Source organism: Streptomyces sp. A5-4 (assembly GCF_051131715.1).
Lineage (GTDB): Bacteria > Actinomycetota > Actinomycetes > Streptomycetales > Streptomycetaceae > Streptomyces.
This window is the reverse complement of the sequence record NZ_CP178591.1, coordinates 2,481,247-2,505,879: the sequence shown is the minus strand read 5'-3', so window position 1 is coordinate 2,505,879 and position 24,633 is coordinate 2,481,247. Positions and strand designations below refer to the sequence as shown.

At 71.6% G+C, this 24,633-nt stretch carries 20 protein-coding genes; 9 read left to right on the top strand and 11 right to left on the bottom strand.

Annotation, left to right across the window (positions count from 1 at the left end):
- Positions 1-9: 9 nt before the first annotated feature.
- The 8 genes from ACLLJJ_RS11475 to ACLLJJ_RS11440 form a co-directional block, all read right to left on the bottom strand.
- Positions 10-1,383 (bottom strand): hypothetical protein, encoded by a 1,374-nt coding sequence (locus tag ACLLJJ_RS11475; RefSeq protein WP_434589587.1) that lies wholly within the window; start codon positions 1,381-1,383, stop codon positions 10-12.
- A gap of 291 nt (positions 1,384-1,674) precedes the next feature.
- A complete protein-coding gene (locus tag ACLLJJ_RS11470; protein WP_434589584.1) occupies positions 1,675-2,655 on the bottom strand; it encodes an N-acetylglucosamine kinase in 981 nt (326 codons plus the stop codon).
- Complete coding sequence (locus tag ACLLJJ_RS11465) at positions 2,646-3,911, bottom strand: 6-phospho-beta-glucosidase (RefSeq protein ID WP_434589582.1); 1,266 nt, start codon at positions 3,909-3,911, stop codon at positions 2,646-2,648. Before ACLLJJ_RS11465 ends, ACLLJJ_RS11470 begins: the two co-directional genes overlap by 10 nt.
- A gap of 8 nt (positions 3,912-3,919) precedes the next feature.
- Complete coding sequence (locus tag ACLLJJ_RS11460) at positions 3,920-4,831, bottom strand: carbohydrate ABC transporter permease (protein WP_434589579.1); 912 nt, start codon at positions 4,829-4,831, stop codon at positions 3,920-3,922.
- Positions 4,832-4,836: 5 nt separating this feature from the next.
- A complete protein-coding gene (locus tag ACLLJJ_RS11455; RefSeq protein WP_434589577.1) occupies positions 4,837-5,826 on the bottom strand; it encodes a carbohydrate ABC transporter permease in 990 nt (329 codons plus the stop codon).
- Positions 5,827-5,834: 8 nt separating this feature from the next.
- A complete protein-coding gene (locus ACLLJJ_RS11450) occupies positions 5,835-7,169 on the bottom strand; it encodes an ABC transporter substrate-binding protein (RefSeq protein WP_434589574.1) in 1,335 nt (444 codons plus the stop codon).
- 77 nt (positions 7,170-7,246) lie between these two features.
- Complete coding sequence (locus ACLLJJ_RS11445; RefSeq protein WP_434589571.1) at positions 7,247-8,476, bottom strand: ROK family protein; 1,230 nt, start codon at positions 8,474-8,476, stop codon at positions 7,247-7,249.
- Between the two features lie 189 nt (positions 8,477-8,665).
- The gene (locus ACLLJJ_RS11440) at positions 8,666-9,724 is read right to left on the bottom strand and encodes a mechanosensitive ion channel family protein (protein ID WP_434589568.1); all 1,059 of its coding nucleotides are present in this window, start codon (positions 9,722-9,724) and stop codon (positions 8,666-8,668) included.
- A gap of 269 nt (positions 9,725-9,993) precedes the next feature.
- On the opposite strand from ACLLJJ_RS11440, the gene ACLLJJ_RS11435 reads away from it, so the two are divergent.
- Entirely contained in the window at positions 9,994-10,530 is a 537-nt protein-coding gene (locus tag ACLLJJ_RS11435; RefSeq protein WP_434589566.1) for an HNH endonuclease, read from the top strand.
- A gap of 77 nt (positions 10,531-10,607) precedes the next feature.
- Here ACLLJJ_RS11435 and ACLLJJ_RS11430 read toward each other — a convergent pair whose 3' ends face one another.
- The gene (locus ACLLJJ_RS11430) at positions 10,608-13,643 is read right to left on the bottom strand and encodes a beta-N-acetylglucosaminidase domain-containing protein (protein WP_434589563.1); all 3,036 of its coding nucleotides are present in this window, start codon (positions 13,641-13,643) and stop codon (positions 10,608-10,610) included.
- A 142-nt stretch (positions 13,644-13,785) separates the two neighbouring features.
- On the opposite strand from ACLLJJ_RS11430, the gene ACLLJJ_RS11425 reads away from it, so the two are divergent.
- From ACLLJJ_RS11425 to ACLLJJ_RS11415, 3 genes are all read left to right on the top strand, one after another.
- On the top strand, positions 13,786-14,061 hold the full coding sequence (locus ACLLJJ_RS11425) for a hypothetical protein (RefSeq protein WP_434600377.1): 276 nt from the start codon (positions 13,786-13,788) through the stop codon (positions 14,059-14,061).
- On the top strand, positions 14,062-16,452 hold the full coding sequence (gene malQ / locus ACLLJJ_RS11420) for a 4-alpha-glucanotransferase (RefSeq protein WP_434589560.1): 2,391 nt from the start codon (positions 14,062-14,064) through the stop codon (positions 16,450-16,452).
- A 71-nt stretch (positions 16,453-16,523) separates the two neighbouring features.
- Positions 16,524-16,754, top strand: a complete 231-nt coding sequence (locus ACLLJJ_RS11415; RefSeq protein WP_434589557.1) for a hypothetical protein — start codon at positions 16,524-16,526, stop codon at positions 16,752-16,754.
- A 64-nt stretch (positions 16,755-16,818) separates the two neighbouring features.
- Here ACLLJJ_RS11415 and ACLLJJ_RS11410 read toward each other — a convergent pair whose 3' ends face one another.
- Entirely contained in the window at positions 16,819-17,316 is a 498-nt protein-coding gene (locus tag ACLLJJ_RS11410) for a MarR family winged helix-turn-helix transcriptional regulator (protein WP_434589554.1), read from the bottom strand.
- Positions 17,317-17,438: 122 nt separating this feature from the next.
- Here ACLLJJ_RS11410 and ACLLJJ_RS11405 point away from each other — a divergent pair, with 122 nt between their 5' ends.
- From ACLLJJ_RS11405 to alc, 5 genes are all read left to right on the top strand, one after another.
- Entirely contained in the window at positions 17,439-18,362 is a 924-nt protein-coding gene (locus tag ACLLJJ_RS11405) for an EamA family transporter (protein WP_434589551.1), read from the top strand.
- Positions 18,363-18,477: 115 nt separating this feature from the next.
- Positions 18,478-19,356, top strand: coding sequence for a DMT family transporter (locus tag ACLLJJ_RS11400; protein ID WP_434589549.1), 879 nt, complete (start codon positions 18,478-18,480; stop codon positions 19,354-19,356).
- 106 nt (positions 19,357-19,462) lie between these two features.
- Complete coding sequence (locus ACLLJJ_RS11395) at positions 19,463-19,627, top strand: hypothetical protein (RefSeq protein ID WP_434589546.1); 165 nt, start codon at positions 19,463-19,465, stop codon at positions 19,625-19,627.
- A 35-nt stretch (positions 19,628-19,662) separates the two neighbouring features.
- Positions 19,663-20,574: a LysR family transcriptional regulator gene (locus ACLLJJ_RS11390; protein ID WP_434589544.1), complete on the top strand. Its 912-nt coding sequence runs from the start codon at positions 19,663-19,665 to the stop codon at positions 20,572-20,574.
- Positions 20,575-20,650: 76 nt separating this feature from the next.
- On the top strand, positions 20,651-21,784 hold the full coding sequence (gene alc, locus ACLLJJ_RS11385; protein WP_434589541.1) for an allantoicase: 1,134 nt from the start codon (positions 20,651-20,653) through the stop codon (positions 21,782-21,784).
- A 199-nt stretch (positions 21,785-21,983) separates the two neighbouring features.
- Here the strand turns inward: alc and pepN are convergent, their stop codons facing one another.
- Entirely contained in the window at positions 21,984-24,554 is a 2,571-nt protein-coding gene (gene pepN, locus ACLLJJ_RS11380) for an aminopeptidase N (RefSeq protein WP_434589539.1), read from the bottom strand.
- Positions 24,555-24,633 lie beyond the last annotated feature (79 nt).

Sequence of the window (24,633 nt, the reverse complement as noted above, 5' to 3'; positions counted from 1 at the left end):
CCACCCGTATCACCTGTACTCCGAAAGCCTGCGTCCGACGCCGAGCACGGCGCCCGCCGCGCCGAGCACGGCCAGCACCGCGGCGCCCAACGGCAGTCCGGTCAGCGCGCCCCGCCCGTCATCGGCGGCCCGGGTGAACTCGGCCTGTTCATGGGCGAGGGCCTTGTCCAGCGCCGCGTCGACGGCGTCGAAGCACTCGTCCGTGCTGTTCTCGTCGCCGGTGATCTGCAGCCGCGCGCTCTCGTAGTCGCCGCCGTCGTCGGTGGCGCGGGCAGTGGCGTGCCGCTCGCGCCATTTCCCGACGCTGTCGGTGGCGACCTTGAGGGGGCCGCTGCCCGCGAGGTCGTCGGCGAGCCTGCCCGCGTCGCCCAGCCGCTCGCCGAGGATCTTCATGCTGTCCGCGTACTGGGATTCGTACAGGTCGCGCTTGCCGTCCTTGGCCAGTACGGCGCCGCGCGCGACCAGGGTGAGGTTCTCGTTGGCGCGGGCCTTGAGCGAGTTGATGCGGGCGTCGTTGAGGACTTCCAGCGACTCCTGGCCGTGCGCCCTGGCGTCGTTCAGCTCGGCCCTGGACACCGCGTGCCCGACGCCGAGCCACAGCAGGACCACGGCGGAGGCGACGCTCGCGGCGAGCAAGCCGTGGTTGAACACCCGGTTCGTACGCCGGTAGTTGCGCCGCTGGGCCCAGACCAGGCCGCCGAGGGCCACCACACCGAGGCCGAGCCCGGCGAACGGCCAGACCCTCGCCTCGTCGTAGTCGTCCCCGAGCCTGCGGGTCTCCGACTGGTACAGCCGCTCGGCGGCGGGCAGCAGGGTCTTGGCCATCCGGTCGTTGGCGTACCGCAGATAGGCGCCGCCGAGCGGCAGGCCCTGCCGGTTATTGGCACGGGCGCGCTCGATCAGGCCGGTGTAGCGGGGCAGTTCCTTGTTCAGCGTGGCTATCTCGTGCCCGGACGCGCTGGAGCTGTCCGTGGTGGCCGCGGCCTTCACCAGCAGCTCGGACGCCGTCGCGACGTCCTTGTTGTACCGCGCGAGAACGTCCGGCGGCTCCTGCGCCCCTTCGAGGAATCCGCTCGACGCCGCCGTGTCGGCGTCCGCCAGGGAGCGGTAGACGCTCGCCGCGTCCGCGCTCAGCGGCTGGCTGCGCGACACCACGTCGTCGGCGGCGGACGCGCGGCCCGAGATCTCCCAGGCCGTCACGGCTCCGAACGCCACGACGAGGACCGCCACCAGGGCGCCGATGATCCGCAGCCGGCCGGGCTCGGTCGTCGCACCGGCCCGCAACCGGTCCACGCCCTCGGACCAGGCGGTGCCGCGCACCGGCGGCTGCGCCTCGCGCACCTGCGGCGGCTGCGCCTCGCGCACATTCGGCGGGTGTGCCACGTGACCTCCCCCTCGGTCATGGACAGTCGGTCCGTTCTCCCCCCCGGGCGCTTCGTGGGGGCAGTACCCGGCAAGCAGTATGGCCGCAGGGACCGACATCCACACCGGGATTGACTGGATCTTGTCCGATCACAGCTACCCGATCTCCCCGCATCTCCCGCTTATGTATACGCAGGGGGGATCTGTTCGGTTCCCGTTCGTACCCGTTGCGCGGGTCATGCGTGCGGTACGCGCAACTCCGGCCGCCGTCAAGGACCTTCGGGACGGCGGCCGGAGCCGGGCGGTGCAGCGCTATGCGTCGTAGTGCGTCCGCAACCGCAGGTGGGACCCCGCGGGGGCCGAGACGTGGTCGAGACCCAGGAGCGCCGCGCCCAGCACCGGCGGGGCCGTGACGACGCCCGCCACCGCCTTCGGCGCACGGTCGGCGAGCAGCGCCGTGACGCGGTCGTTCAGCTCCGGATGACGGGCCGCCAGCACACTGCCGCCCAGCAGCACCGGCGCCTCCGCGTCCAGCAGGTCCAGCCGGCCGAGCGCCACCGTCGCCATCGCGACGACCTCGTCGGCCAGCCGGTGGATGAGCGCGAGGGCGACCGGGTCACCGGCCGCGCCGGTCGCGAAGAGTACCGGGGTCATCTCGTGCCGGCGCCTCTCCTCGATGCGCCCGAGGTGCACCGCCTCGATCAGGGCGTACATCGAGTCGAGACCGAAGTACGCGGGCAGGGCGCGGGCCAGTTCGGTCGGCTCGCCCCGCCCGTCCTCGGCCCGCGCCGCGAACCACATCGCCTCGTCGGCCATGCCGCCGCCACCGCCCCAGTCGCCGGAGATCCGGCCGATCGCGGGGAAGCGGGCGGTGCGGCCGTCGGGGCGCATGCCGACACAGTTGATGCCCGCGCCGCACACGACCGCGACCCCGAGGGCCTCGGCGCCACAGGGCAGCCCGGCCCGCAGTATCGCGAAGGTGTCGTTGCGGACCCCGGTCGTACGGCCCCAGCCGCGCGCGTGGACCGCCGCCTCCAACTCCCGCTCCTCGATGGGCAGGTCGGCGTTGGCCAGGCAGGCGGAGACATGCTCGACCTCCTGGACCCCGGCCTCCTCCAGCGCCCGGCCGACGGTCACGGCGAGCGCGTCGATCGCCACGCCGATCCCGACCACCGGCGGCTGGAAGCCACCGCCGCGGGCCGCGGCGAGAACCGATCCGTCGGTCCCGATCACGGCCACGTCCGTCTTGCTGTTCCCCGCGTCGATGGCGATGACAGCCGCGCTCACGCCCACGCGAAGTGCTCCCGGTTGTGCGCGATCAGCTTGTCGGTGAGCGCCTCGGCGTACTCGAACTGCCCGACCAGGGGGTGCGCGAGCAGCGCCTTGAAGACCCGGTCGCGACCGCCGCGCAGGGCGGCCTCCAGGGCCAGGTCCTCGTACGCGGTGACGTTGGCGATCAGCCCCGCGTACAGCGGGTCCAGCTCCGGCACGGCGAGCGGGGTCGCGCCGGTCCTGTCGACCCGGGCCTGGACCTCGATCACCGCGTCGTCCGCGAGGAACGGCAGGGTGCCGTTGTTGTACGTGTTGACGACCTGGACGGTGCTGCCCCCGTCGCCCAGCAGCGAGGCCGCCAGGTCGACGGCCGCCTCCGAGTAGAAGGCGCCGCCGCGCTTGGCGAGCAGCGCGGGCTTCTCGTCGAGCGCGGGGTCGCCGTACATCGCGAGGAGTTCCTTCTCCATCTCGGCGACCTCGGCGGCCCGCGACGGCTTGGTGGCGAGCTCCCGTACGACCTCGTCGTGCGCGTAGAAGTAGCGCAGGTAGTACGAGGGGACGACGCCGAGGCGATCGAGCACCGCGCGCGGCAGGTGCAGGTCGTCGGCCATCGCGTCGCCGTGCTGGGCGAGCAGTTGGGGCAGCAGGTTCTCGCCCGTGGGGCCGCCGAGCCGTACGCCCAGCTCCCAGCTGAGGTGGTTGAGTCCCACATGGTCCAGGTGCACCTCGGCCGGGGCCACGTCGAGCAGCTTCGCGAATTTGCGCTGGAAGCCGATCGCGACGTTGCACAGACCGACGGCCTTGTGGCCGGCCTGCAGCAGCGCCCGCGTCACAATGCCCACCGGGTTGGTGAAGTCGATGATCCAGGCGTTCGGGTTCGACCGGCGTACCCGCTCGGCGATGTCCAGGACGATCGGGACCGTACGCATCGCCTTGGCGAGGCCGCCGGCGCCCGTGGTCTCCTGTCCGACGCAGCCGCATTCCAGTGGCCAGGTCTCGTCCTGCCGGCGCGCGGCCTGTCCGCCGACGCGCAGCTGCAGCAGCACCGCGTCGGCGTTCGCCACGCCCGCGTCCAGATCCGACGTGGTGGTGATGGTGCCCGGGTGGCCCTGCTTGGCGAAGATCCGGCGGGCGAGTCCGCCGACCAGCTCCAGGCGGTCGGCCGCGGGGTCGACGAGGACCAGCTCCTCGATCGGCAGCGTGTCCCGCAGCCGGGCGAAGCCGTCGATCAACTCAGGTGTGTAGGTGGACCCGCCACCCACGACTGCGAGCTTCATTTCCTCAACTAGCCCTTCACTCCGGTCAGTGTGACGCCTTCGACGAATGCCTTCTGGGCGAAGAAGAAGACGACGATCACAGGGGCCATGACCAGTACGGTCGCGGCCATGGTCAGATTCCAGTCGGTGTGGTGTGCGCCTTTGAATGATTCGAGTCCGTACGACAACGTCCAGGCGGCCGGATTCTCGGAGGCGTAGATCTGTGGTCCGAAGTAGTCGTTCCACGCGGCGAAGAACTGGAACAGCGCGATGGCCGCGATGCCCGGCTTCGCCATCGGGATGACGATCCTGGTCAGCGTGCGGAACTCGCCGCAGCCGTCGACCTTGGCCGCGTCGATGTACTCGTTGGGAATGGTCAGCAGGAACTGGCGCAGCAGGAAGATCGAGAAGGCGTCACCGAACGCCATCGGGATGATCAGCGGCCAGAGTGTGCCGGACAGGTCGAACTGCTTCGCCCAGAACAGGTACATCGGGATGATGACGACCTGCGGCGGCAGCATCATCATCGAGATGACCAGCATCAGCGACAGATTGCGGCCCTTGAAGCGGAACTTGGCGAGTGCGTACGCCACGGGCACGGACGACAGCACGGTCAGTACGGTGCCCAGGCCCGCGTACAGCAGCGTGTTGCGCCACCAGGTCAGGAAGCCCGGGGTCTCGAAGACCTTGACGTAGTTCCCCCACTCCCAGGTGTTGGGGGTGAGGTCGCGGGTGAGCGCCTGCTGGTCGCTCATCAGCGAGGTGAGGAAGAGGAAGACGAACGGCAGCACGAAGAACAGTGCGGCCGCGATCCCCAGGGAGTGCACGGCGATCCAGTGCAGCAGCGCCTTGCGGCGCGCGGTGCGCAGGGCCGGTGAGAGCTCGGGCACGGGGCCGCTCCGCTTCGCCGCCTTGTCGGTTCTGTTGATGAGCTGGGTCATGACAGTCACTCACCTGCCTGGAGGAGGCCGCCGCGTCGCCGCATCAGCAGGGCCGTGAAACACATGGCCAGGGCGAACAGGACGAGTGCGACGACGCAGGCGGAGCCGTAGTCGAAGCGTTGGAAGCCGAGGTTGTAGACCAGTTGCGGCAGCGTCAGGGTCGACTTGTCGGGATAACCGGGCTCGAAGGACTGCCCGGAGTTGCCGATGATGCCGGAGGCGACCTTCCCCGCGACCAGTGGCTGTGTGTAGTACTGCATGGCCTGGATCACGCCGGTGACCACGGCGAACATCACGATGGGCGAGATGTTCGGCAGCGTCACGAAGCGGAAGCGCTGCCAGTTGGACGCGCCGTCCAGCTCCGCGGCCTCGTACTGCTCCCTCGGTACGTCGAGCAGCGCGGCCATGAAGATCACCATCAGGTCGCCCACCCCCCACACCGCGAGCATGGTGAGGGCCGGCTTCGACCACGCGGCGTCGTTGAACCAGCCCGGCGTGGGCAGCCCCAGGTCGCCGAGGATCGAGTCGACCGGCCCCGTCCCCGGGTTGAGCAGGAAGACGAAGCCCAGGGTCGCGGCGACCGGCGGGGCGAGGTACGGCAGATAGAAGAGGGTGCGGAAGACGCCCGTGCCCGTCTTGATCTTTGTGATCAGCATGCCGACGCCGAGGCCGAAGAGGACCCGGCAGGAGACCATGACGATCACGAGCCACAGGGTGTTGCGCAGGGACGGCCAGAACATGGGGTAGTCGTTGAAGACGTAACTCCAGTTGGCCAGCCCGTTCCACTGGGGCACTCCGAAGCCGTCGTACTTCATGAACGAGAAGTACACCGTGGAGACCAGCGGGTACGCGAAGAAGACCGTGAAGCCGATCAACCAGGGCGACATGAAGGCCGCCGTGCGGAGCGCGGCCTTCCGGCGCTTGGTGCGGAGCGTGTTGTTGCTGCTCTGTGCGCTCCGTGGGATCTGCGGGAGCTGTGTGCTGTGCGTGCTCATCGCGAGGACTACTTCGCCTTCGCGATGTCGGTGTCGATCTGCTTGGCGGTCTTTTCCAGGCCGGCCTTCAGGTCCTTCGCCAGGCCCTTCTCGTACTGGAAGCCGAAGTCCTGGATCGTGTTCTGGTACGTCGCGCCGTTGACGGCGCCGTCAGGGGTGTTGGACTTCGGGTGCTGCGCGATCTCCAGGAACGTCTTGAAGCGCGGGTCGAAGTCCAGGTCCGGCGACTTCAGGGCCTCCAGGGTAGAGGGCACATTGCGGATGCCGTTCGCGAACTCCACCACGGCCTTGGTATCGGTCGTCATGTACTTGACCAGCTCCCAAGCGGCGTTCTGCTTCTTGCTCGCCGGGGCGATGCCCATGATCGTGCCGGACAGGAAGCCCTTGCCGTAGCCCTCGGCCTCGTCGTCGGCGACGGGCATCGGCGCGACACCGATCTCGAAGGGCACCTTGGCGTCCTCGGCCATGCCCAGGCGCCACTCGCCGTCCAGCTGCATCGCGACCTGGCCGGTGTGGAAGGGGTGCTTCGCACCGAACTCGTCACCGAAGGTCGTGCGGAACTTCTCCAGCTTGGCGTAGCCGCCGAGGTCGCCGACGAGCTTCTTCTGGAACGTGAACGCCTTCGCGAACGCCGGGTCCTTGGCGATGTTCGACTTGCCGTTCTCGTCGAAGTACTTGTGGTCCCACGAGGACATGTAGTGGTCGACGACCGTCTCGTAGCCGTGGTAGTTCGGCATGAAGCCGAGCTGCTCGTACGAGTCGCCCTTGGTCTTCGTCAGTTTCTTCGCGGTCTCGGCCAGCTCGGACATGGTCTTCGGCGGGGCCTTGATGCCGGCCGCCTTGAACGCGTCCTTGTTGTAGTACAGGCCGTACGCGTCGCTGAGCAGCGGCATCGCGCAGCGCTTGCCCTCGAACTGGGTGTAGTCGAGGAGGACCTTCGAGAAGGTCTTCTCCATGTCCAGCTTGGACTTGTCGATGAAGGGCTGCAGGTCGGCGAAGGCGCCGGACGAGCAGAACTTGCCGACGTTGGACGTGGTGAACGACGACACGACGTCGGGGCTGTTGGAACCGCCCGCGCGCAGCGCCTGGTTGAGCTTGTCGTCGGTGATGTTGCCGACGACCTTGACCTTGATGTTCGAGTGCGCCTTCTCGAAGCGGTCGATGTTCTCCTTGATGGCCTGGACCTCGGCCGGGGCGCTCCAGCCGTGCCAGAAGGTGATCGTGGTCTTGGCGTTCGGGTCGTCGTTGGCGGCGTTCTCCGACTGCCCCGTACACGCGGAGGCGAGCACGGATATCGCGGCGACGGCGACAGCTGTGGTGGTCAGGCGGCGGTTTCTGCGCATGGCGGAGCTCCCAGGGGCAGGGACAGGGTGAGGTCGGACGCGGAGAACGGTGGAGCCGGGGGCTGTGACGGCGGGGGCTACTGACGCGAGGTGTCGAACACTTCGTCGCGGGAGGTCGCGAGTGCGCTTTCCAACGCGCCTCGCAGTACGGGGTGCTGAAGGACCTCGCCGATGACGAGGCGGGGCCTCGACGCGGCCAGTTCGGCCAGTTCGGCCTGGACCAGGGAGCGCAGTGGCTCCCCGCCGGCGGCGGTGAGCGCGCCGGAGAGGACGATCAGTTCGGGGTCGAGTACGGCGACGACCGAGGCGAGTCCGGTGGCGAGCCGCTGGGCGTACTGCCGCAGGAATTCCGCGAGCCGCTCGTCGCCGGGCTGTCCGTCGCCCGACGGCGCCCCCTCCGCCGCCGCGGCGCGCGCCAGCAGCGCGGCGCCGATCTCGGTGTACGGGTGCTGGGGCGTGTCGATCCCGAGCGACCTGGCGAGCCGGGGCACCGACTGCGAGCCCGCGAGTTCCTGGAAGCCGCCGCTGTTCGCCTTGGCCACCTGGCGCACCAGCGGGGTGCCGGGCACCGGCATGAAGCCGAGCTCGCCCGCGCCACCGGTCCAGCCGCGGTGCAGCCGTCCGCCTATGACCAGGGCCGCGCCGATGCCCTCCTCGCTCCACAGCAGGACGAAGTTCTCGTGGCCGCGGGCCGCGCCCAGGCGCTGCTCGGCGACGGCGGCGAGGTTCACGTCGTTCTCGTACCCGACGGGCATGGGCAGCACGGCCGCCAGCTCGTCGAGGAGCGCGGGGGAGTGCCAGCCGGGCAGGTGGCTGGCGTAGCGCAGCCGTCCGGTGCCGGGGTCGAAGGCGCCGGGGGTGCCGATGACGACGCGGTGCAGCTCGCCCCGGGTGAGACCGGCGGCCTTGACCGCTCCGTCGAGCGCGTCCGTCACCTGGCGTACGACGCTGTCCGCGCGGCGCCCCGGCGTCGGCAGTTCGAACTCGCCGACCATGTGGCCCGCGAGGTCGGCGACGGCGGCGCGGATGCGCCGGGGCGTCACGTCGAGCCCGGCGACATGGGCGGCGCGTGCGTTGACGGCGTACAGCTGGGCATTGGGGCCCGGCCGGCCCTCGGTCGTGCCGGTGGCGACGACGAGTCCCGCGGTCTCCAGCCGGACCAGCAGCTGGGACGCGGTGGGCTTGGAGAGCCCGGTCAGCTTGCCGATCTTCGTACGGGAGAGGGGGCCGTGCTCAAGGAGCAGGTCCAGCGCGGCACGGTCGTTCATCGCCCGCAGAACGCGCGGAGTTCCGGGAGTCCCGGCCATTGCACTGCACCTGCCCTTCGGCTCTTCCCGTCCAACATCATTGTTAGGAAAGTTTCCTATTGAGTGGAAGGAACGTAAGACGCCCGCAAGGTGGCCGTCAATAGCCGTCAACGTACAGCGCCCCCGCGGCAACCAAAGCGTTACCTGCGGGGGCGTCGCGGAGGGCCGCCCTGTGTCGTGGGGGCGCCGCTACTTGGAGAGGTTCGTGGACGGCGGTATCGGGGACGCCGCCAGGGACTGCGGTGAGGTGGGGCTGGCCAGGGCGGAGGGCGCCGCGGTGGGGTCGGCGGGCGCAGTGCTCGCCTGCTCGACGGCCACCGGGCCGCCGACGATGCGGATGCCCTCCCGGTCGAAGGCCTGCTTGATCCGCCAGCGCAGCTCGCGCTCCACCCCGAGTGCCTTGCCCGGCATCGTCTTCGCGGTGATCCGCACGGTCATCGATTCGAGCAGCACCGAGTCCAGCCCCAGCACGTCGACCGGGCCCCACAGCAGCTCGTTCCACGGATCGGCCTTCGCCAGCTCCTCCGCGACCTCGACGATCACCTTGCGGACGTGGTCCAGGTCCTCGGTCGGGCGCACCTGGACGTCGACGCCGGCCGTGGCCCAGCCCTGGCTCAGGTTGCCGATGCGCTTGATCTCACCGTTGCGTACGTACCAGATCTCACCGTTGTCGCCGCGCAGCTTGGTCACGCGCAGCCCCACCTCGATGACCTCGCCGGACGCGACTCCCGCGTCGATGCTGTCCCCGACGCCGTACTGGTCCTCCAGGATCATGAAGACGCCGGACAGGAAGTCGGTGACGAGGTTGCGCGCGCCGAAACCGAGGGCCACACCCGCGACACCCGCCGACGCGAGCAGCGGGCCCAGGTTGATGTTGAGCGCGCCCAGCACCATCAGGGCGGCCGTGCCCAGGATCAGGAACGAGGCGACGGACCGCAGCACGGACCCGATCGCCTCGGAGCGCTGGCGGCGCCGCTCGGCGTTGACCAGCAGACCGCCGAGCGCGGTGCCCTCGACCGCCTGCGCGCTGCGGTTCATGCGCGCTATCAGCTTGGTGAGGGAACGGCGGATGACCGTACGCAGCACGGTGGCGATCAGCATGATCAGCAGGATGCGCAGGCCGACACTCAGCCAGGTGGACCAGTTCTCCTCCACCCAGCCCGCGGCGTTGTTCGCCCGCTCCGCCGCCTCGTCGAGAGTGACGGGGTCGGACGTCGGACCGGCGGCCGACAGGGCGGACAGGAACACGGCAGGTACCTCCAGGCACGGCGACAGCAGACCAACCACACTAACGGGGCATCACCCTCGGTCCGGTGCGCCGCAGGGGGGGAGAGACAAGCCTCACCCGGGGAACCATTGGGCTCGGCCCGGGTACGCCCCCGTCGTGGTCCCCGTGTGGTCGAAAACACTCCGAGCCCGTTACCCGGACGTGGTGGCGCTACGACCAGCCATGAGGGGAGACTGGAGCAGATCGTCCCGGCGCGAGCCACGCGCCGCCGGCGTAACAGGAGGCATCCGTGCCGCATGTCCTTGTCCTCAACGCGTCGTACGAGCCGCTCGGCGTCGTACGGCTCCGCCGCGCGCTCATCCTTGTCCTTGAGAACAAGGCCGTCTGCCTGGAGGAGTCCGGCGCCTTCATGCACAGCGCGACCCTGGCCGTCCCGGCGCCCAGCGTCGTGCGGCTGAAGAGATTCGTGCGGGTCCCCTACCGCGGACCCGTGCCGCTGACCCGCCGTGCGCTCTTCGCCAGGGACGGCGGCCGTTGCATGTACTGCGGTGGTGTCGCGACCAGCGTCGACCACGTCATTCCGCGCAGCCGCGGCGGTCAGCACGCCTGGGAGAACGTGGTGGCGGCCTGCCGCCGCTGCAATCACGTCAAGGCGGACCGGCATCTGCTGGAACTGGGATGGCGGCTGCGCCACCAACCCGCGCCGCCGTCCGGTCTCGCCTGGCGCATCATCGGGACCGGGCACCGTGACCCGCGCTGGCTGCCCTACCTGCAGCCGTTCGGCGCGGACGATGTGATGGCTCGGATCGACGGCATTTCCGCCTGACGGTCCGCCGCCTCTGCCGTCCGCCGCCTCGGCCGTCCGGCGCCACTGTCCGGCCGCTGCCACTGGCCCGGCTGCCGCTACTTCACGGCGTACGCCTCCACGCCGAACAGCGAGTAGCCGAACGGCAGCGCCCGCTCGTCGCACCGCACGCGGACGAAGCGGATGTCCTTCGCGTCCATCCTGACCTCCTCGCGCCCGCCCCTGCCGTCGCGGACGGTGGCCGCGGTGCGCCAGTCGCGGCCGTCCGCCGACACCTGGACGCGGTACTTCTTCGCGTACGCCTCCTGCCAGTGCAGTACGACCTGGCCGAGCCGTACCGGCTGCGGCAGTTCGGCCTGCCACCACGCGGAGCGGCCTATGGGAGAAGTCCAACGGGTCTCCGGGTCGCCGTCACCCGCGGCGCCGGCCGGGAAGTCGGTCGTCTCGTCGCCGGAGGAGGAGATCCTCGCGCCCGCGCCGCGGACCAGGTCGGCGTCGGCGGTCTGCGGGGCCGCACGCACCGTCAGAGTGCTCTGCTCGCCGTCGAAGGCGACCGGCACCGTGTACTCGCCCGCCGGTACGGCCTTGTCGATGGTGATGTCGAGAGGGACCGTGGTGCGGGTGCCGCGCGGCACCGTCGTGGCTCGCGGGGTCCGCACCGTGATGCCCTTGGGCGCCCTGGTCGTCAGCTTGCCGCGCACATCGGCGGGGCGCTGTCCCGTCAGCGCCACCTCGACCCGCTTCGGATCGCCGCCGATCTCCGCGTCCGTCTCGGCGCGTTCGAGGCTGAGCTCGGCGCGGGGCTCGTCGGCGAACCACGGCACCAAGCGGTGCACGACGGGGGCGCCCCCGCCGCTGTTCGCGCTCCCCCTGCCGCCCTCACTCCCGCTGCCGGCTCCTGCTCCGGTCCAGGTCAGGCGCACGGCATCGACCCGCGCGCCCCCGGCGGCCGTCTGCGTCCAGCCGCTCGCGGAGAGCGTGCCCGCGCGCCGCCAGCCCTCGCCAGGGACGTGGGTCTCGACGGCCGCGCCCTCGCCCGTACCGGGCTCCGTCATGGCGGTGAGCGCCTCTATGGGGCGGGCGCGGCCCAGCCGCACGGTGTACGAACCCGGGCCCTCGGAGACCGTGCCGTCCTTGCGGTCCGCACCGGTCCAGGCGTCGGCCTCCTTGCCCGCCTTCGTCAGGAAGACGTCCAGGACGCCCTTGCCGACGGTCACCCGGTCCTCCGCCCTGAGCGAGCCGCGTATCGCGTCCAGGTCCAGCGAGGCGCGCCAGGCGGCGTCGCCGTCGCCGCGCGACTGGGCCTGGAGCAGGTCGACGGAGAGCTCGCCCGCGGCGCCGTAGCGCGCCAATTGCTCGATCCAGGGCTTCACTTCGTCGTCGAAGGCGCCGCCCGCCGCGTCCTGAAGGCGCAGCGGTGCCTCACGCATCACCGTGAACGCGGCGCGCAGCTTCTTGGCGGCGGCGGCCTTCCCGGCCGCGTCGACGGTGCCGCGCGTGCGCCAGAAGTCGTCGAGCAGGGGACGCAGGTAGGCGGACTCCTCGCCGCCCAGCACGGACGAGGCGTCGTTGCCGGCCAGCGCCCGCATCGCCTCGCGGGCCCGCGGGTCGGCGCCCGCGAGGTCGTCGATCGCCGCCTGCCACGACTCCTGGGGCTGGTAACCCCGCGGGTTCCAGGCGTAGTCGGCCGCCGTGAACAGCGGGATGCGCGAGGCGGCGGCCTGTTCCATGGCGTTGGCGAGGAGCACCGACGAACCGGTCGCCACGGCGGGCTCCCGGCCGGTGACGGGGCCGAGAAAAATGCGGTCCTGCGCGTAGTCGTTGACCGGGTAGTTGTCCATCGTGACCAGCGGATGCCTGAACGCGGAGCGCGCACCGGCCAGTTCGCGGCCCGTGATCGTCCTCGGCACGACCCCGATGCCCGTCCACGCCGCCTGCACGCCGCCGTCCAGCTGCGCGGCGAGAGCGCGCCGATAGTCCGTCGTGCCGTCCTGGTAGAACTCGGTCGGCATCACTGACAGCGGCTCCGAGCCCGGGTGGCGCTCCGCGAGATGATCCGCCACCGCGTTGGCCACGCGCGCGTGGGCCTTCGCCGCCGCCTCGGGTCCTGAGCCGAAGGTCTCGGAGTCCTGCCCGCAGTGCCACTCGCTGTAGCTGACGTCCTGGAACTGGAGCTGGAAGGTGCGCACCCCCAGCGCCCACATCGCGTCGAACTTGCGGTTCAGCGCCTTGACGTCGCTGTCCGACGACATGCACATCGACTGCCCGGGGGACACGGCCCAGCCGAGCGTCACATGGCTGCTGCGGGCCCGCTCGGCGAGGGCGCGGAAGTCGGCGCGCCTGTCCGCCGGGTAGGGGTCGCGCCAGCGGGCCTGGCGGTACGGGTCGTCGCCGGGCGCGTAGAGGTAGCGGTTCTGCTTGGTGCGCCCCATGAAGTCGAGCTGTGCGAGGCGCTGCTCGCGGGTCCAGGGCTCCCCGTAGAAGCCCTCGGTCATCCCGCGTACGGCCGTACCCGGCCAGTCGCGTACGACGGCTCCCGCGATCTCCCTGGACAGGGTCCCGCCGCCGCTCCGGTCCTCGCCGCGCACCAGCTGGCGCAGGGTCTGCACGGCGTGGAAGAGACCGTCGTCGCCGACACCTTCGAGGGCGACCGTGTCCCGCCCGGCGACCTGCCCGACAGCGATGCGGTAACCGCCGGGCGGCAGGTCGGCGCGCTCGGGTGCGCGCAGGGCGCGCAGCGCGTCCTGCGCGCCGGTGCCCTGCGCCTGCACGACGAGCCCCCCGGCGGGCAGCGGTCCGCCGGGCGCGGCGCTGGTGACGCTCCGCGCACCCGCTGCGCGCAGCAGCTCTTCGAGTGCCCGCAGGGCGTGCGGGTCGGCGTCCGGGTCCGCGACGAGCACCACGTCCCGGCCCACCGGTACCGCCTGTCCCGCCGCCCGTATCGTCTGCGGGCGCGGCCAGACGGAGGGCAGCGCGGCGTCGTTCTCGCGGTCCGGCGTGGTGACGGGCGGAGCTGCGGGCGGCGTGCCGGGATCGGGCTGTGGAGCGGCGAACGCCCCGTTCGCACCGCCGAGCAGTCCGCTCAGCACTGCCATGGCGACTGCGGTCGCGCCCCTCCTGCCCCCGAGCTGCACAACTGTCTCCTCAGTCCGCTTCGTGTGGGCACCGAGCCCACCACCCGGCCGCCAAGGTGTCAATTTCCGCGCGGGGAACGGAATGTGAGCCGGGACACGTTGTGGAAACGTATACGTCTGCGGCCGTGCCCATTGGGTAGGGCTGCCTTGTCCACGTAGCCCACCTAGGGAGGCCCCAGTGGCCGCAGCTCAGCTTCTCCTGTCCGCACTGTCCAAACCGGCGCTCGGCTCCGACGCGGTGCTCGACGCGGGATTCACCGATCCGCTGCTCTTCTGCGAACCGCCCCTGACCAGTGAGCCGCCGATGGCCGACGCCGCGCCGCTCACCAGCGAGCCGCCGATGGCCGACGCGGCACCTCTGACCAGCGAACCGACTGCCCACGGCACGGCATCGGGCCTGGAGCCCATGGGGGTCTAGATGGGCCTTGCCCGGCTCGCCGCCCTGCACGGGGTGGCCACGTCCTACGCGCCCTCCGCGGACCGCACGCTGCAGGTCCCGGACGACACGGTCGTCGCCGTGCTCGCGGCCCTGGGCGTCGACGCGCGCACGCCCGCCGCCGTGCGGGCGGCGCTCGACGCGCACGAGGCCGCGGCCGAGCGCCGGCTCCTGCCCGAAACGGTGGTGGCCTGGGCCCCGACCGAGTCGCAGGGCCTCGCCCCGGTCCCGCCCCCCGCCCTGGCGGACCTCCCCGCGGGCACTCTGCTCCGGGTCGAGACCGAGCAGGGCACGGCGACGGAGTGGCAGACGCCGCCCGCCCCCGGCCCGGGAGCCACCCGGCAGGCGCCGGGCCCCGCCCCGGCCGACGCGCAGCCGCCGCACGACGCCGAGAGCACCGCACCCGCCCCGGCCCCCGCCGACGAGGCACCGCGGGGCGCCGCTCCGGCCGACCAGGTGCCGCGGGGCGCCGCGGAAAGCTCCGCGCCGGCTGCCGAACCGCGCCCCGCCCCGGCCGCCGGACCGCACCCCGCCCCGGCCGCCGCGCACAGCCCTGCCCCGCGCCCCGCGCAGGAACCCGGGCCCCCCGCACCGCCCCTCACCCCGGGGGGCCGGCCCGTGGCCGGTGCGCCCGGGTGGGGGCAGCTGCCGCTCGGGGTGCACCGGCTGGCCGTGCGGACGCCGGACGGGCGGGAGGACACCGCCACGCTCATCGTGGCGCCCGACCGGGTGCCGCAGCCCCAGGGGCGCTCCTACGGGCTCCTGATCCAGCTCTACTCCCTGCTGTCCGAGCGCTCCTGGGGCATGGGCGACCTCGCCGACCTCGCCGAGCTCGGCTCCTGGTCCGGGCGCGCGCTCGGCGTCGGATTCGTCCAGATCAACCCGCTGCACGCGGCCGTGCCCGGCGCCCCCACCGACGCCTCCCCGTACCGCCCGTCCTCGCGCCGCTTCCCCGACCCCGTCCACCTGCGGGTCGAGGACGTCCCCGAGTACGCCCACGTCCTCGCGGCGGACCGCGCGCGTCTCGACGTCCTCCTGGGACGCGCCGCCGAGCTGCGCGATTCCGTGCTGCACAAGGGCGCGCTGATCGACCGCGACGCCGTCTGGGCGCTGAAGAAGGAAGCCCTGGAGCTCGTACGGAAGGTTCCGCTCGGCCCGGGCCGCCGCGCCGCCTACTGCGACTTCCTCGCCGAGCAGGGCACGGCCCTGGAGGACCACGCCACCTGGTGCGCGCTGGCCGAGACGCACGGCTCCGACTGGCACGCGTGGCCCCCCGGGCTGCGCGACGACCCGCACGCGGCGGAGGTCCACCGCGCCCGCACCGAGCTCTACGACCGGGTCGACCTGCACTGCTGGCTGGCCTGGCTCACCGACTCCCAGCTCGCCGCCGCCCAGCGGGCCGCCCGTGACGCGGGCATGCCGGTCGGCGTCGTGCACGACCTGGCCGTCGGTGTGCACCCGGGCGGCGCCGACGCCTGGGCGCAGCAGGAGGCCTTCGCGCACGGCATGTCGGTCGGCGCACCACCCGACGCGTTCAACGCGCTCGGCCAGGACTGGGGCCTGCCGCCGTGGCGCCCGGACGTCCTCGCCGCCCATGCCTACGCCCCGTTCCGGGGGCTGCTGCGCGGACTGCTGCGCAACGCGGGCGCGCTGCGCATCGACCACGTCATGGGCCTGTTCCGGCTCTGGTGGGTCCCGGAGGGCCTGCCGCCCACCCGGGGAACGTATGTCCGCTACGACGCCGACGCCATGCTCGCCGTCCTGGCCCTGGAGGCGCACCTCGCGGACACGACCGTCATAGGGGAGGACCTGGGCACCGTGGAGCCGGGCGTGCGCGCCGCCCTCGCCGAGCGCGGCGTGTTCGGCACCTCGGTGCTGTGGTTCGAGCGCGACTGGGCGGGCGGCGGCGAACCGCTGCCGCCGGAGACCTGGCGCGAGCGCTGCCTGGCCACCGTCACCACCCACGACCTGCCGTCCACCGCCGCCCGCCTCACCGGCGACCACGTCGCGCTGCGCCACCGCCTCGGCCTGCTCACCCGCCCGTTGGCCGAGGAGTCCGCCCAGGAGGCGGCCGACGTGACCGAGTGGGTGTCGTACCTCGCACGGCTCGGCCTGCTGCCCGAAGGGGCTGGCGACGAGGAGGGCGAGATCCGCGCGGTCTACCGCTTCCTGCTGCGCACCCCCGCCCGGATGGTCGGCGTCTGGCTGCCGGACGCGGTGGGCGACCGCAGACCGCAGAATCTGCCCGGCACCTGGGACCAGTACCCCAACTGGCGGTTGCCCGTCGCCGACGCGGAGGGCAGACCGGTGACCTTGGAGGAGCTGACGGCCGCACCCCGCCTGCGCCGCCTGATGGACGTCTTCAGGTCCTAGAAGGGTCTCCGGAGTCCTCTTACGGCACCCCCGGGCGCGCGCCCCCTTCGGGCGTTCGCTACGTTTGCTCCGTGGACAAGAAGAACGCCCTGCGCGCCGGCGCTGTCGCGGCCGGTACGACGCTGATGATGCTGCTCATGTCGTCCCCCGCGCTCGCGCGCACGCGCGACGACGGTGACGATCCCGGTCCCGGCTTGAGCGTGCTGGAGACGCTCGGCCTCTATGTCGTGGCGCCGATCGGTCTTTTCGTGGTCATCGCGGGCCTTGTCATGGTGCTGGACAAGTCCAAGAAGCAGGCCTGACCCGACCGTTTCAGCGAGGGCGCCCGTTTTCCGTGCGTACGGAAGGCGGGCGCCCTCGTCGTGTTCACTCCCGGACCGTACCGGCGAGCAGCTGCCGCAACAGCTCCTGGAGCTGCTCCAGCTGAGCCTCGTCGAACTCGCCGAGCGCCGCGCGCTGCAGCTCCAGGCCGGCCGAGACCGCTTCGTCGACGATGGCGAGACCGCGCTCCGAGAGGGTGACCCGCAGCCCGCGCCGGTCGTGCGGGTCGGGGCTGCGGGACAGCAGCCCGGCCCGCTCCAGCTTGTCCAGCCGGCCCGTCATCCCGCCGGTGGTGAGCATCAGCGTCGCGGAGAGCTCGCGCGGTGACAGCGTGTACGGCTCACCGGAACGGCGCAGTGTGGCGAGGACGTCGAACTCGCCGCGGGAGATCCCGAAGCGTACGTACGCCTTCTCGACGCGGTCGCCCATCGCACGCGCGATCCGGTAGACGCGGCCGAAGACGGCCATGGGGTCGGTTTCGAGGTCGGGACGCACCACGGCCCACTGGGCGGTGATGGCGTCCACGGGGTCCTTGGTGGTCATGTCCGCAGTATCCGCAGAGTTCCGGTCGGCCGCAAGAAAGTTGCTTGACGGAAAGTAGCTTAGGGGTAAGCTATTTTCGGTCGAGCAGCTTCGCGCGACATGAACCCCTTGAGGAGCACGCGATGAACCGTGCCGGAACGATCGCGCTGACCGCACTGGCCCCCGTCTCCTGGGGGTCGACGTACGCGGTGACCACCGAATTCCTGCCCCCCGACCGGCCGCTCTTCACCGGCCTGATGCGCGCACTGCCCGCCGGTCTGGTGCTGCTCGCGATCGGCCGGACCCTGCCGCGCGGCGCCTGGTGGGGCAAGGCGGCGGCCCTCGGGGCGCTGAACATCGGCGCGTTCTTCCCGCTGTTGTTCCTCTCCGCGTACCGGCTGCCCGGCGGGATGGCCGCGGTCTTCGGCTCGCTGGCGCCGCTGTTCGTGGCCGGACTCGCGGTCCTCCTGCTGAGCGAGAAGCCGACCGTGCGCACCCTGCTCACCGGCATCGCGGCGGCGCTCGGCGTGAGCCTGGTGGTGCTGCGTGCCACCGCCGCGCTGGACACGTGGGGCGTGCTGGCCGCCCTCGCCTCCGCCGCCTCGATGGCCACCGGCACCGTCCTCACCAAGCGCTGGGGACGCCCCGAAGGGGTGGGGCCGCTGGTGATGACCGGCTGGCAGCTCACCGCGGGCGGCCTGCTGATCGCGCCCGTCGCGCTGCTGGTGGAGGGTGCGCCGCCCGCGCTGGACTCGCGCGCCGTCGCCGGGTACCTCTACCTCGCGCTGGTCAACACGGCGGTCGCGTACTGGCTCTGGTTCCGCGGCATCGGCCGGCTGTCCGCCACCTCCGCCACCTTCCTGTCCCCGCTGTCCCCGCTGACCGCCGCCGTCATCGGCTGGGCGGCGCTGGGCGAGGCGCTGGCGCCGGTCCAGCTCCTGGGGATGGCGATCGCGTTCGGGGCGACGCTGTTCGGGCAGGTCGGACCTCGTAAAACGTTCAGTTCTGCTGAAAAGAATGATCGGAACATTTCGATGGACCTGATGAGTGAGCCGGTGCGACGGTAGTCCCGCGACCAAGATCCCCGGCAGGGGGAAGAGGCAAGGGGAAACTGTGAGCGTCCTGGACCGAGTCCGTATCGGCAGCGCCGGGCCAACGGCCGGAAGAGCGGGGCGACGGGGCTTGGCGCGACAGTCCGCCGGCCTCGGTCTGCTGCTCGCGGCCGTCGCGACGGTCGTCTGGTCGGGCAGCTTCGTCACCTCCCGCGCTCTCCACGACTCCGTCCCGCCCGTGCAGGCCGCCTTCTGGCGCTGGATCGTGGCGATCGTCGCCGTCGCGCCCTTCGCGATACACGAGAGCTGGCGCCAACGCCGGTTGATCCGGGATCACTTGGGCTATCTCACTCTCGCCTCGCTGCTCGGCGTCACCGTCTACAACACCCTGGTCAACCAGGCCGGAGTCACCACATCCGCCGGCAATATGGGCATGATCATGGCGGCCTCGCCGGTCCTGATGGCGGTGTACGCACGCCTCGGCGGCAAGCGCCTCGGCGCCCGGGGCGTCACCGGGATGCTCATCGCCTGCGCCGGAGTGCTGTTCCTGGTCAGCAAGGGCTCCCTGGCGCCGGACTTCGCGGCCGGAGACCTGTGGATGGTCGCCGCCGCCTTCAGCTTCGCCTCGTACAGCGCCCTGCTCAAGCGCCGTCCGGCCGAAATCGGCGGCCTGGCCTTCCTCTTCACCACCTTCGTGCTCGGCGCGCTGATGCTGCTTCCGGCGTACGGGATCAGCCTGGCGGCCCAGGGCGGCTTCGAGCCGACAGTCGGCACGGTCGGACCGCTCGTCTACGTCGGCGTGTTCTCCTCCGCCGTCGCCTTCTTCGCCTGGAACAAGGCGATCGCGCTCATCGGCGCGGCCCGCGCCGGAATTGTCTACTACCTTCAGCCGGTCTGCGTGGCGCTGCTCTCCTTCGCCCTGCTCGACGAGGAAACGGGGCCGATGCGGATTCTGTGCATGGCGCTGATCCTGGGCGGAGTGCTGATCGGGGCCGGCCGGAGCAAGTGACTCCAGTCGGCCGCGCCGGAATTCACTGCAAGGGATTCGCGCCACCCCGCTGCGACCCGGTCATTGTCGTCCCGGCGCCCTTGGTCGAATGGAGGTTCGGGGCCCGGTGTTCGCTTTCCACCGCCTGCGCAGTGGCCGCCGGGCCTCCGGAGCGGACGGAAGGAACGGGCACCACGACTGCGAGCAGTCCCCGCGGAGCGACCGGGCCCGCGTCATGATTCACGCACTGCACTCCCTGGGCGGCGACGAGGCCTTCGCCACGCTCGCCTGAAAGCCCGGCGCACCGGCCGGGATAGGTTGCGTCCCATGATCGAGTGGGACATCAAGAAGCTGCGGATCCTGCGGACCCTGCGCGAGCGGGGGACCGTGACCGCGACGGCCGAGGCGCTGCTGATGACGCCTTCGGCCGTCTCGCAGCAGCTGTCCAACCTGGCCAAGCAGCTCGGCGTCCCTCTCCTGGAGGCGCACGGGCGGCGGGTGCGGCTCACCGACGCGGCGCATCTCGTGCTGCGGCACGCGGAGGCCGTCTTCGTCCAACTGGAGCAGGCCGACGCCGAGTTGGCCGGGTATGTGAAGGGCGAGGCGGGGGAGGTGCGGGTCGGGGCGTTCTCGACGGCCGTGCCCGCGCTCGTCGTGCCGGCCGTGCAACTGCTGCGGGCGACGCACCCCGCGGTGGAGGTGCGGGTGCGGGAGGCGGAGGCCGCCGAGGCGTACGAGCTGCTGGCCGGCGGGGCCGTCGACCTCGCGCTGTCGCTGGCGGCGCACGCCCCGACGGCCCGGGACCCGCGGCTCGCGCGCGTCCCGCTGTTCGCCGACCCGCTGGACGTGGCGCTGCCCGCCGGGCACCCGCTGGCCGGCGCCCCCGGACTGCGGCTGGCCGACCTGTCCGGCGAGGCGTGGATCTTCGGCGGCAGCGGGCCGTGGTCGGAGATCACCCGCCACGCGTGCGAGGCGGCGGGCTTCGTGCCCGAGCAGGCGCACAGCGCGGCCGGCTGGACGGCGATCCTGGCCATGGTCGAGGCGGGGATGGGGGTCGCGCTGGTGCCTCGAATGGCGGCGGCGGAGCGGCGCACCGGCGTGGTCATGCGGGTGCTGAGCGCGGACCAGCCGCAGCGGCACGTGGTGGCCGCGGTACGGCGCGGTGCGGAGGCGGGTCCGGCGGTGGCGCGGGTGCTGGCGGCGCTGCGTGAGGTGGCGGCGGCGCGCACCGGCTCCTAATCGTTCAGTTCTGCTTCAAAGGCTGTCCAGAAACTTTCGATGGACCTGACTGGTCGCCTGCTGTGACAGTCGGGGTATGACGACGACCGAAGCGCAGCTCGAAGACCCGCACGCCAACGACGCCGCCCCCTACGGCGGGGGAGACCCGTACGCCGACTACCGGACCGGCGACTTCCCCTTCTCCGACCTCGTCGACCTCGCCGACCGTCGTCTGGGAGCGGGCGTCATCGCCGCCAACGACGAGTTCTTCGCCGAGCGCGAGAATCTCCTCATCCGTGAGCGGGCCGTCTTCGACCCCGAGCACTTCGGCCACAAGGGCAAGATCATGGACGGCTGGGAGACCCGCCGTCGTCGCGGCGTCGACGGTACGCGGCCCTTCCCGGCCCCCGACGACCACGACTGGGCCATCGTGCGGCTGGGCGCGCCCGGCGTCATCCGCGGCATCGTCGTCGACACCGCGCACTTCCGCGGCAACTCCCCGCAGCGCGTGTCCGTGCAGGCCGCGGCTGTCGAGGGCGCGCCGAGCCCCGAGCAGCTGCTGGCCGCCGACGTGAAGTGGGAGGAGATCCTCCCGGAGACCCCCGTACGCGGCCACGCCGCCAACGGCTTCGAGATCACCGCCGAGCGCCGCTACACCCACATCCGGCTGTGCCAGCACCCCGACGGCGGCGTCGCCCGGCTGCGCGTCCACGGGGACGTCGTCGCCGATCCCGAGTGGCTCGGCCTGTTCGGCACGATCGACCTGCTCTCGATCCTCAACGGCGGTACGTACGAGGACGCTTCGGACAAGTTCTACTCCTCGCCCGCACAGATCATCCTCCCTGGCACCTCGCGCAAGATGGACGACGGCTGGGAGAACCGCCGTCGCCGGGTCCGCGACACCAACGACTGGGTGCGGTTCCGGCTGGCGGCGCAGGGAGCGGTTCGCGCGATCGAGATCGACACGGCGTACCTCAAGGGGAACTCGGCGGGCTGGGTCGCGCTGAGCGGGCGCAACGGTGAGACCGGCGAGTGGTTCGAGATCCTGCCCCGCACCAAGCTCCAGCCCGACACGCTGCACCGCTTCAAACTGGCCGCGCACGCGGTGGCCACGCATGTGCGGCTCGACGCGTTCCCCGACGGCGGGGTGGCGCGGATGCGGCTGCACGGGGTGCTCACGGAGCAGGGCGCGGAGGCGCTGCGGGCGCGGCACGCGGAACTGACGGGCTGAGGCCGGACGGGCGGGCCGAGGTGGGGCGGGGCTTCGTGCCCCACCCCGCCCTTCCCTGAGTCCTCGGGCGCCGGGCGGGCTGAGGAATCAGCCGGCCCGGCGCCCGAGGAGCGGTGTCCGGGGCGGAACCCCGGTTCGGCGAGGGGCGGGTGGCGGGCGGTCCGCCGCAGGCGCCCCCGGCCCGCCCCTCGCCCCTGCGCTACGCCGAGGCCGCGTCCGCCGCCTGTGCCCGCAGCGCCCGCTCCACCCCCGCGCGGGACTCCGACATCAGCCGCCGCAGCGACGCGTTCGGCTCGGCCGAGGCCAGCCACGCGTCCGTCGCGTCCAGCGTCTCCTGGGAGACCTGGAGCGCCGGGTAGAGGCCGATCACGATCTGCTGGGCCATCTCGTGGGAACGCGAGTCCCACACACCCTTGACCGCCGCGAAGTACGCCTCGGTGTACGGCGCGAGCTGCTCACGCTGATCGGTCTGCACGAAGCCGCCGATCACCGCCTCCTGGAGGGAGTTCGGCAGCTTGTCGGACTCCACGACCGAGGCCCAGGCCTCGGACTTCGCCTCGGGCGTCGGCCGCGCCGCACGGGCCACCGCGGCGTGGCGCTCGCCCGCCGACGTCTTGTCCCGCTCGTACTCGGCGGCGATGTCGTCCTCGTCGTACTGCCCGGTCGCCGCGAGCCGCTGCACGAACGCCCAGCGCAGCTCGGTGTCCACGGCCAGGCCTTCGATCGTCTCCGTGCCCTGCAGGAGCGAGGCCAGCAGGTCCGCCTGCTGCGGCGTACGCGCGGTCGCGGCGAACGCGCGCGCCCACGCCAGCTGATGGTCGCTGCCGGGCGCGGAGCTGTGCAGATGCGCCAGCGTCGCCTCCGTCCACTGCGAAAGACCCGCCTCGCGCCACGCGGGCGTCGCGTACAGGTCCAGCGCCAGCTTCACCTGCCGGTGCAGCGACTGGACGACGCCGATGTCCGTCTCCTTGCCGATGCCGGACAGCACCAGCGCCAGATAGTCACGGGCCGCCAGCTCGCCGTCGCGCGTCATGTCCCAGGCCGAGGCCCAGCACAGCGCCCGCGGCATCGACTCGGTGAAGTCGCCCAGGTGCTCGGTGACGACGGCCAGCGAGTCGGCGTCGAGGCGGACCTTCGCGTACGACAGGTCGTCGTCGTTGAGCAGGACCACCGCGGGACGCGGCGTGTTCTCGGGGAACGGCACCTCGGTGCGCTCACCGTCGACGTCGAGCTCGATCCGGCTCGTGCGGACCAGCTTGCCCGCCTCGTCGAGGTCGTAGCAGCCGATCGCGATGCGGTGCGGGCGCAGCGTCGATGTGCCCTTGGCGCCGGCCGGCAGCGCCGGGGCTTCCTGCCTGACCGCGAACGACGTGACGTTGCCCGCCTCGTCCGTGGTGATCTCCGGGCGCAGGATGTTGATGCCCGCCGTCTCCAGCCACGCCTTCGACCAGGCCTTCAGGTCGCGGCCCGAGGTCTCCTCCAGCGCGCCCAGCAGGTCGGACAGCCGGGTGTTCCCGAAGGCGTGCGCCTTGAAGTACGCCTGCACACCCCGGAAGAACTCGTCCTGGCCGACGTACGCGACGAGCTGCTTGAGGACGCTGGCGCCCTTGGCGTACGTGATGCCGTCGAAGTTGACGAGGACGTCGTCGAGGTCGGCGATCTCGGCCATGATCGGGTGCGTGGACGGCAGTTGGTCCTGCCGGTACGCCCAGGTCTTCATCGAGTTCGCGAACGTGGTCCACGAGTGCGGCCACTTCGAGCCCGCCGCGTCCGCCTGGCAGGCGATCGACGTGTACGTGGCGAACGACTCGTTCAGCCACAGGTCGTTCCACCACTCCATGGTGACGAGGTCGCCGAACCACATGTGCGCCAGCTCGTGCAGGATCGTCTCGGCGCGCGTCTCGTACGCGGCGTCCGTCACCTTGGAGCGGAAGACGTACTGGTCGCGGATGGTCACCGCGCCCGCGTTCTCCATCGCGCCCGCGTTGAACTCCGGCACGAAGAGCTGGTCGTACTTGGCGAAGGGGTACGCGTAGTCGAACTTCTCCTGGAACCAGTCGAAGCCCTGCCGCGTGACGTCGAAGATCGCGTCCGAGTCGAGGAACTCGGCGAGCGAGGGGCGGCAGTAGATACCCAGCGGGACGCTCTGCCCGTCGCGCTCGTAGGAGCTGTGCACCGCGTGGTACGGGCCGACGATCAGCGCCGTGATGTACGTCGAGATGCGCGGCGTCGGCTCGAAGCCCCAGACGTTCTCCTTGGGCTCCGGCGTCGGGGAATTGGAGATCACGGTCCAGCCCGCGGGCGCCTTCACCGTGAACGCGAAGGTCGCCTTGAGGTCGGGCTGCTCGAACGACGCGAAGACGCGGCGGGCGTCCGGCACCTCGAACTGGGTGTACAGGTAGGCCTGCTGGTCGACCGGGTCGACGAAGCGGTGCAGGCCCTCACCGGTATTGGTGTACGCGCAGTCCGCGACGACCTTCAGCTCGTTCGGGCCGGCCTCCAGGTGCTTCAGCGCGATCCGCGAGTCCCGGAAGACGGCGGCCACGTCCAGGGACTTGCCGTTCAGTACGACCTGGTGCACGGCCGGAGCCACCAGGTCGATGAAGGTCTCCGCCCCGGCCTCGGCCGAGTCGAAGCGCACGGTGGTCGAGGACCGGTAGGTGCCGCCCTGCTGGGCGCCGCTCAGGTCGAGGTCGATCTCGTAGGCGTCCACAGTGAGCAGTCGCGCCCGCTGCTGCGCCTCTTCGCGGGTCAGATTCGTGCCAGGCACCGGTCATCTCCTCGGTATGTGACGTTTTTGCCATCCTTCCACGCTGCCCAGGGTCGGGGCTGCTCGGTACGCTCGCAGC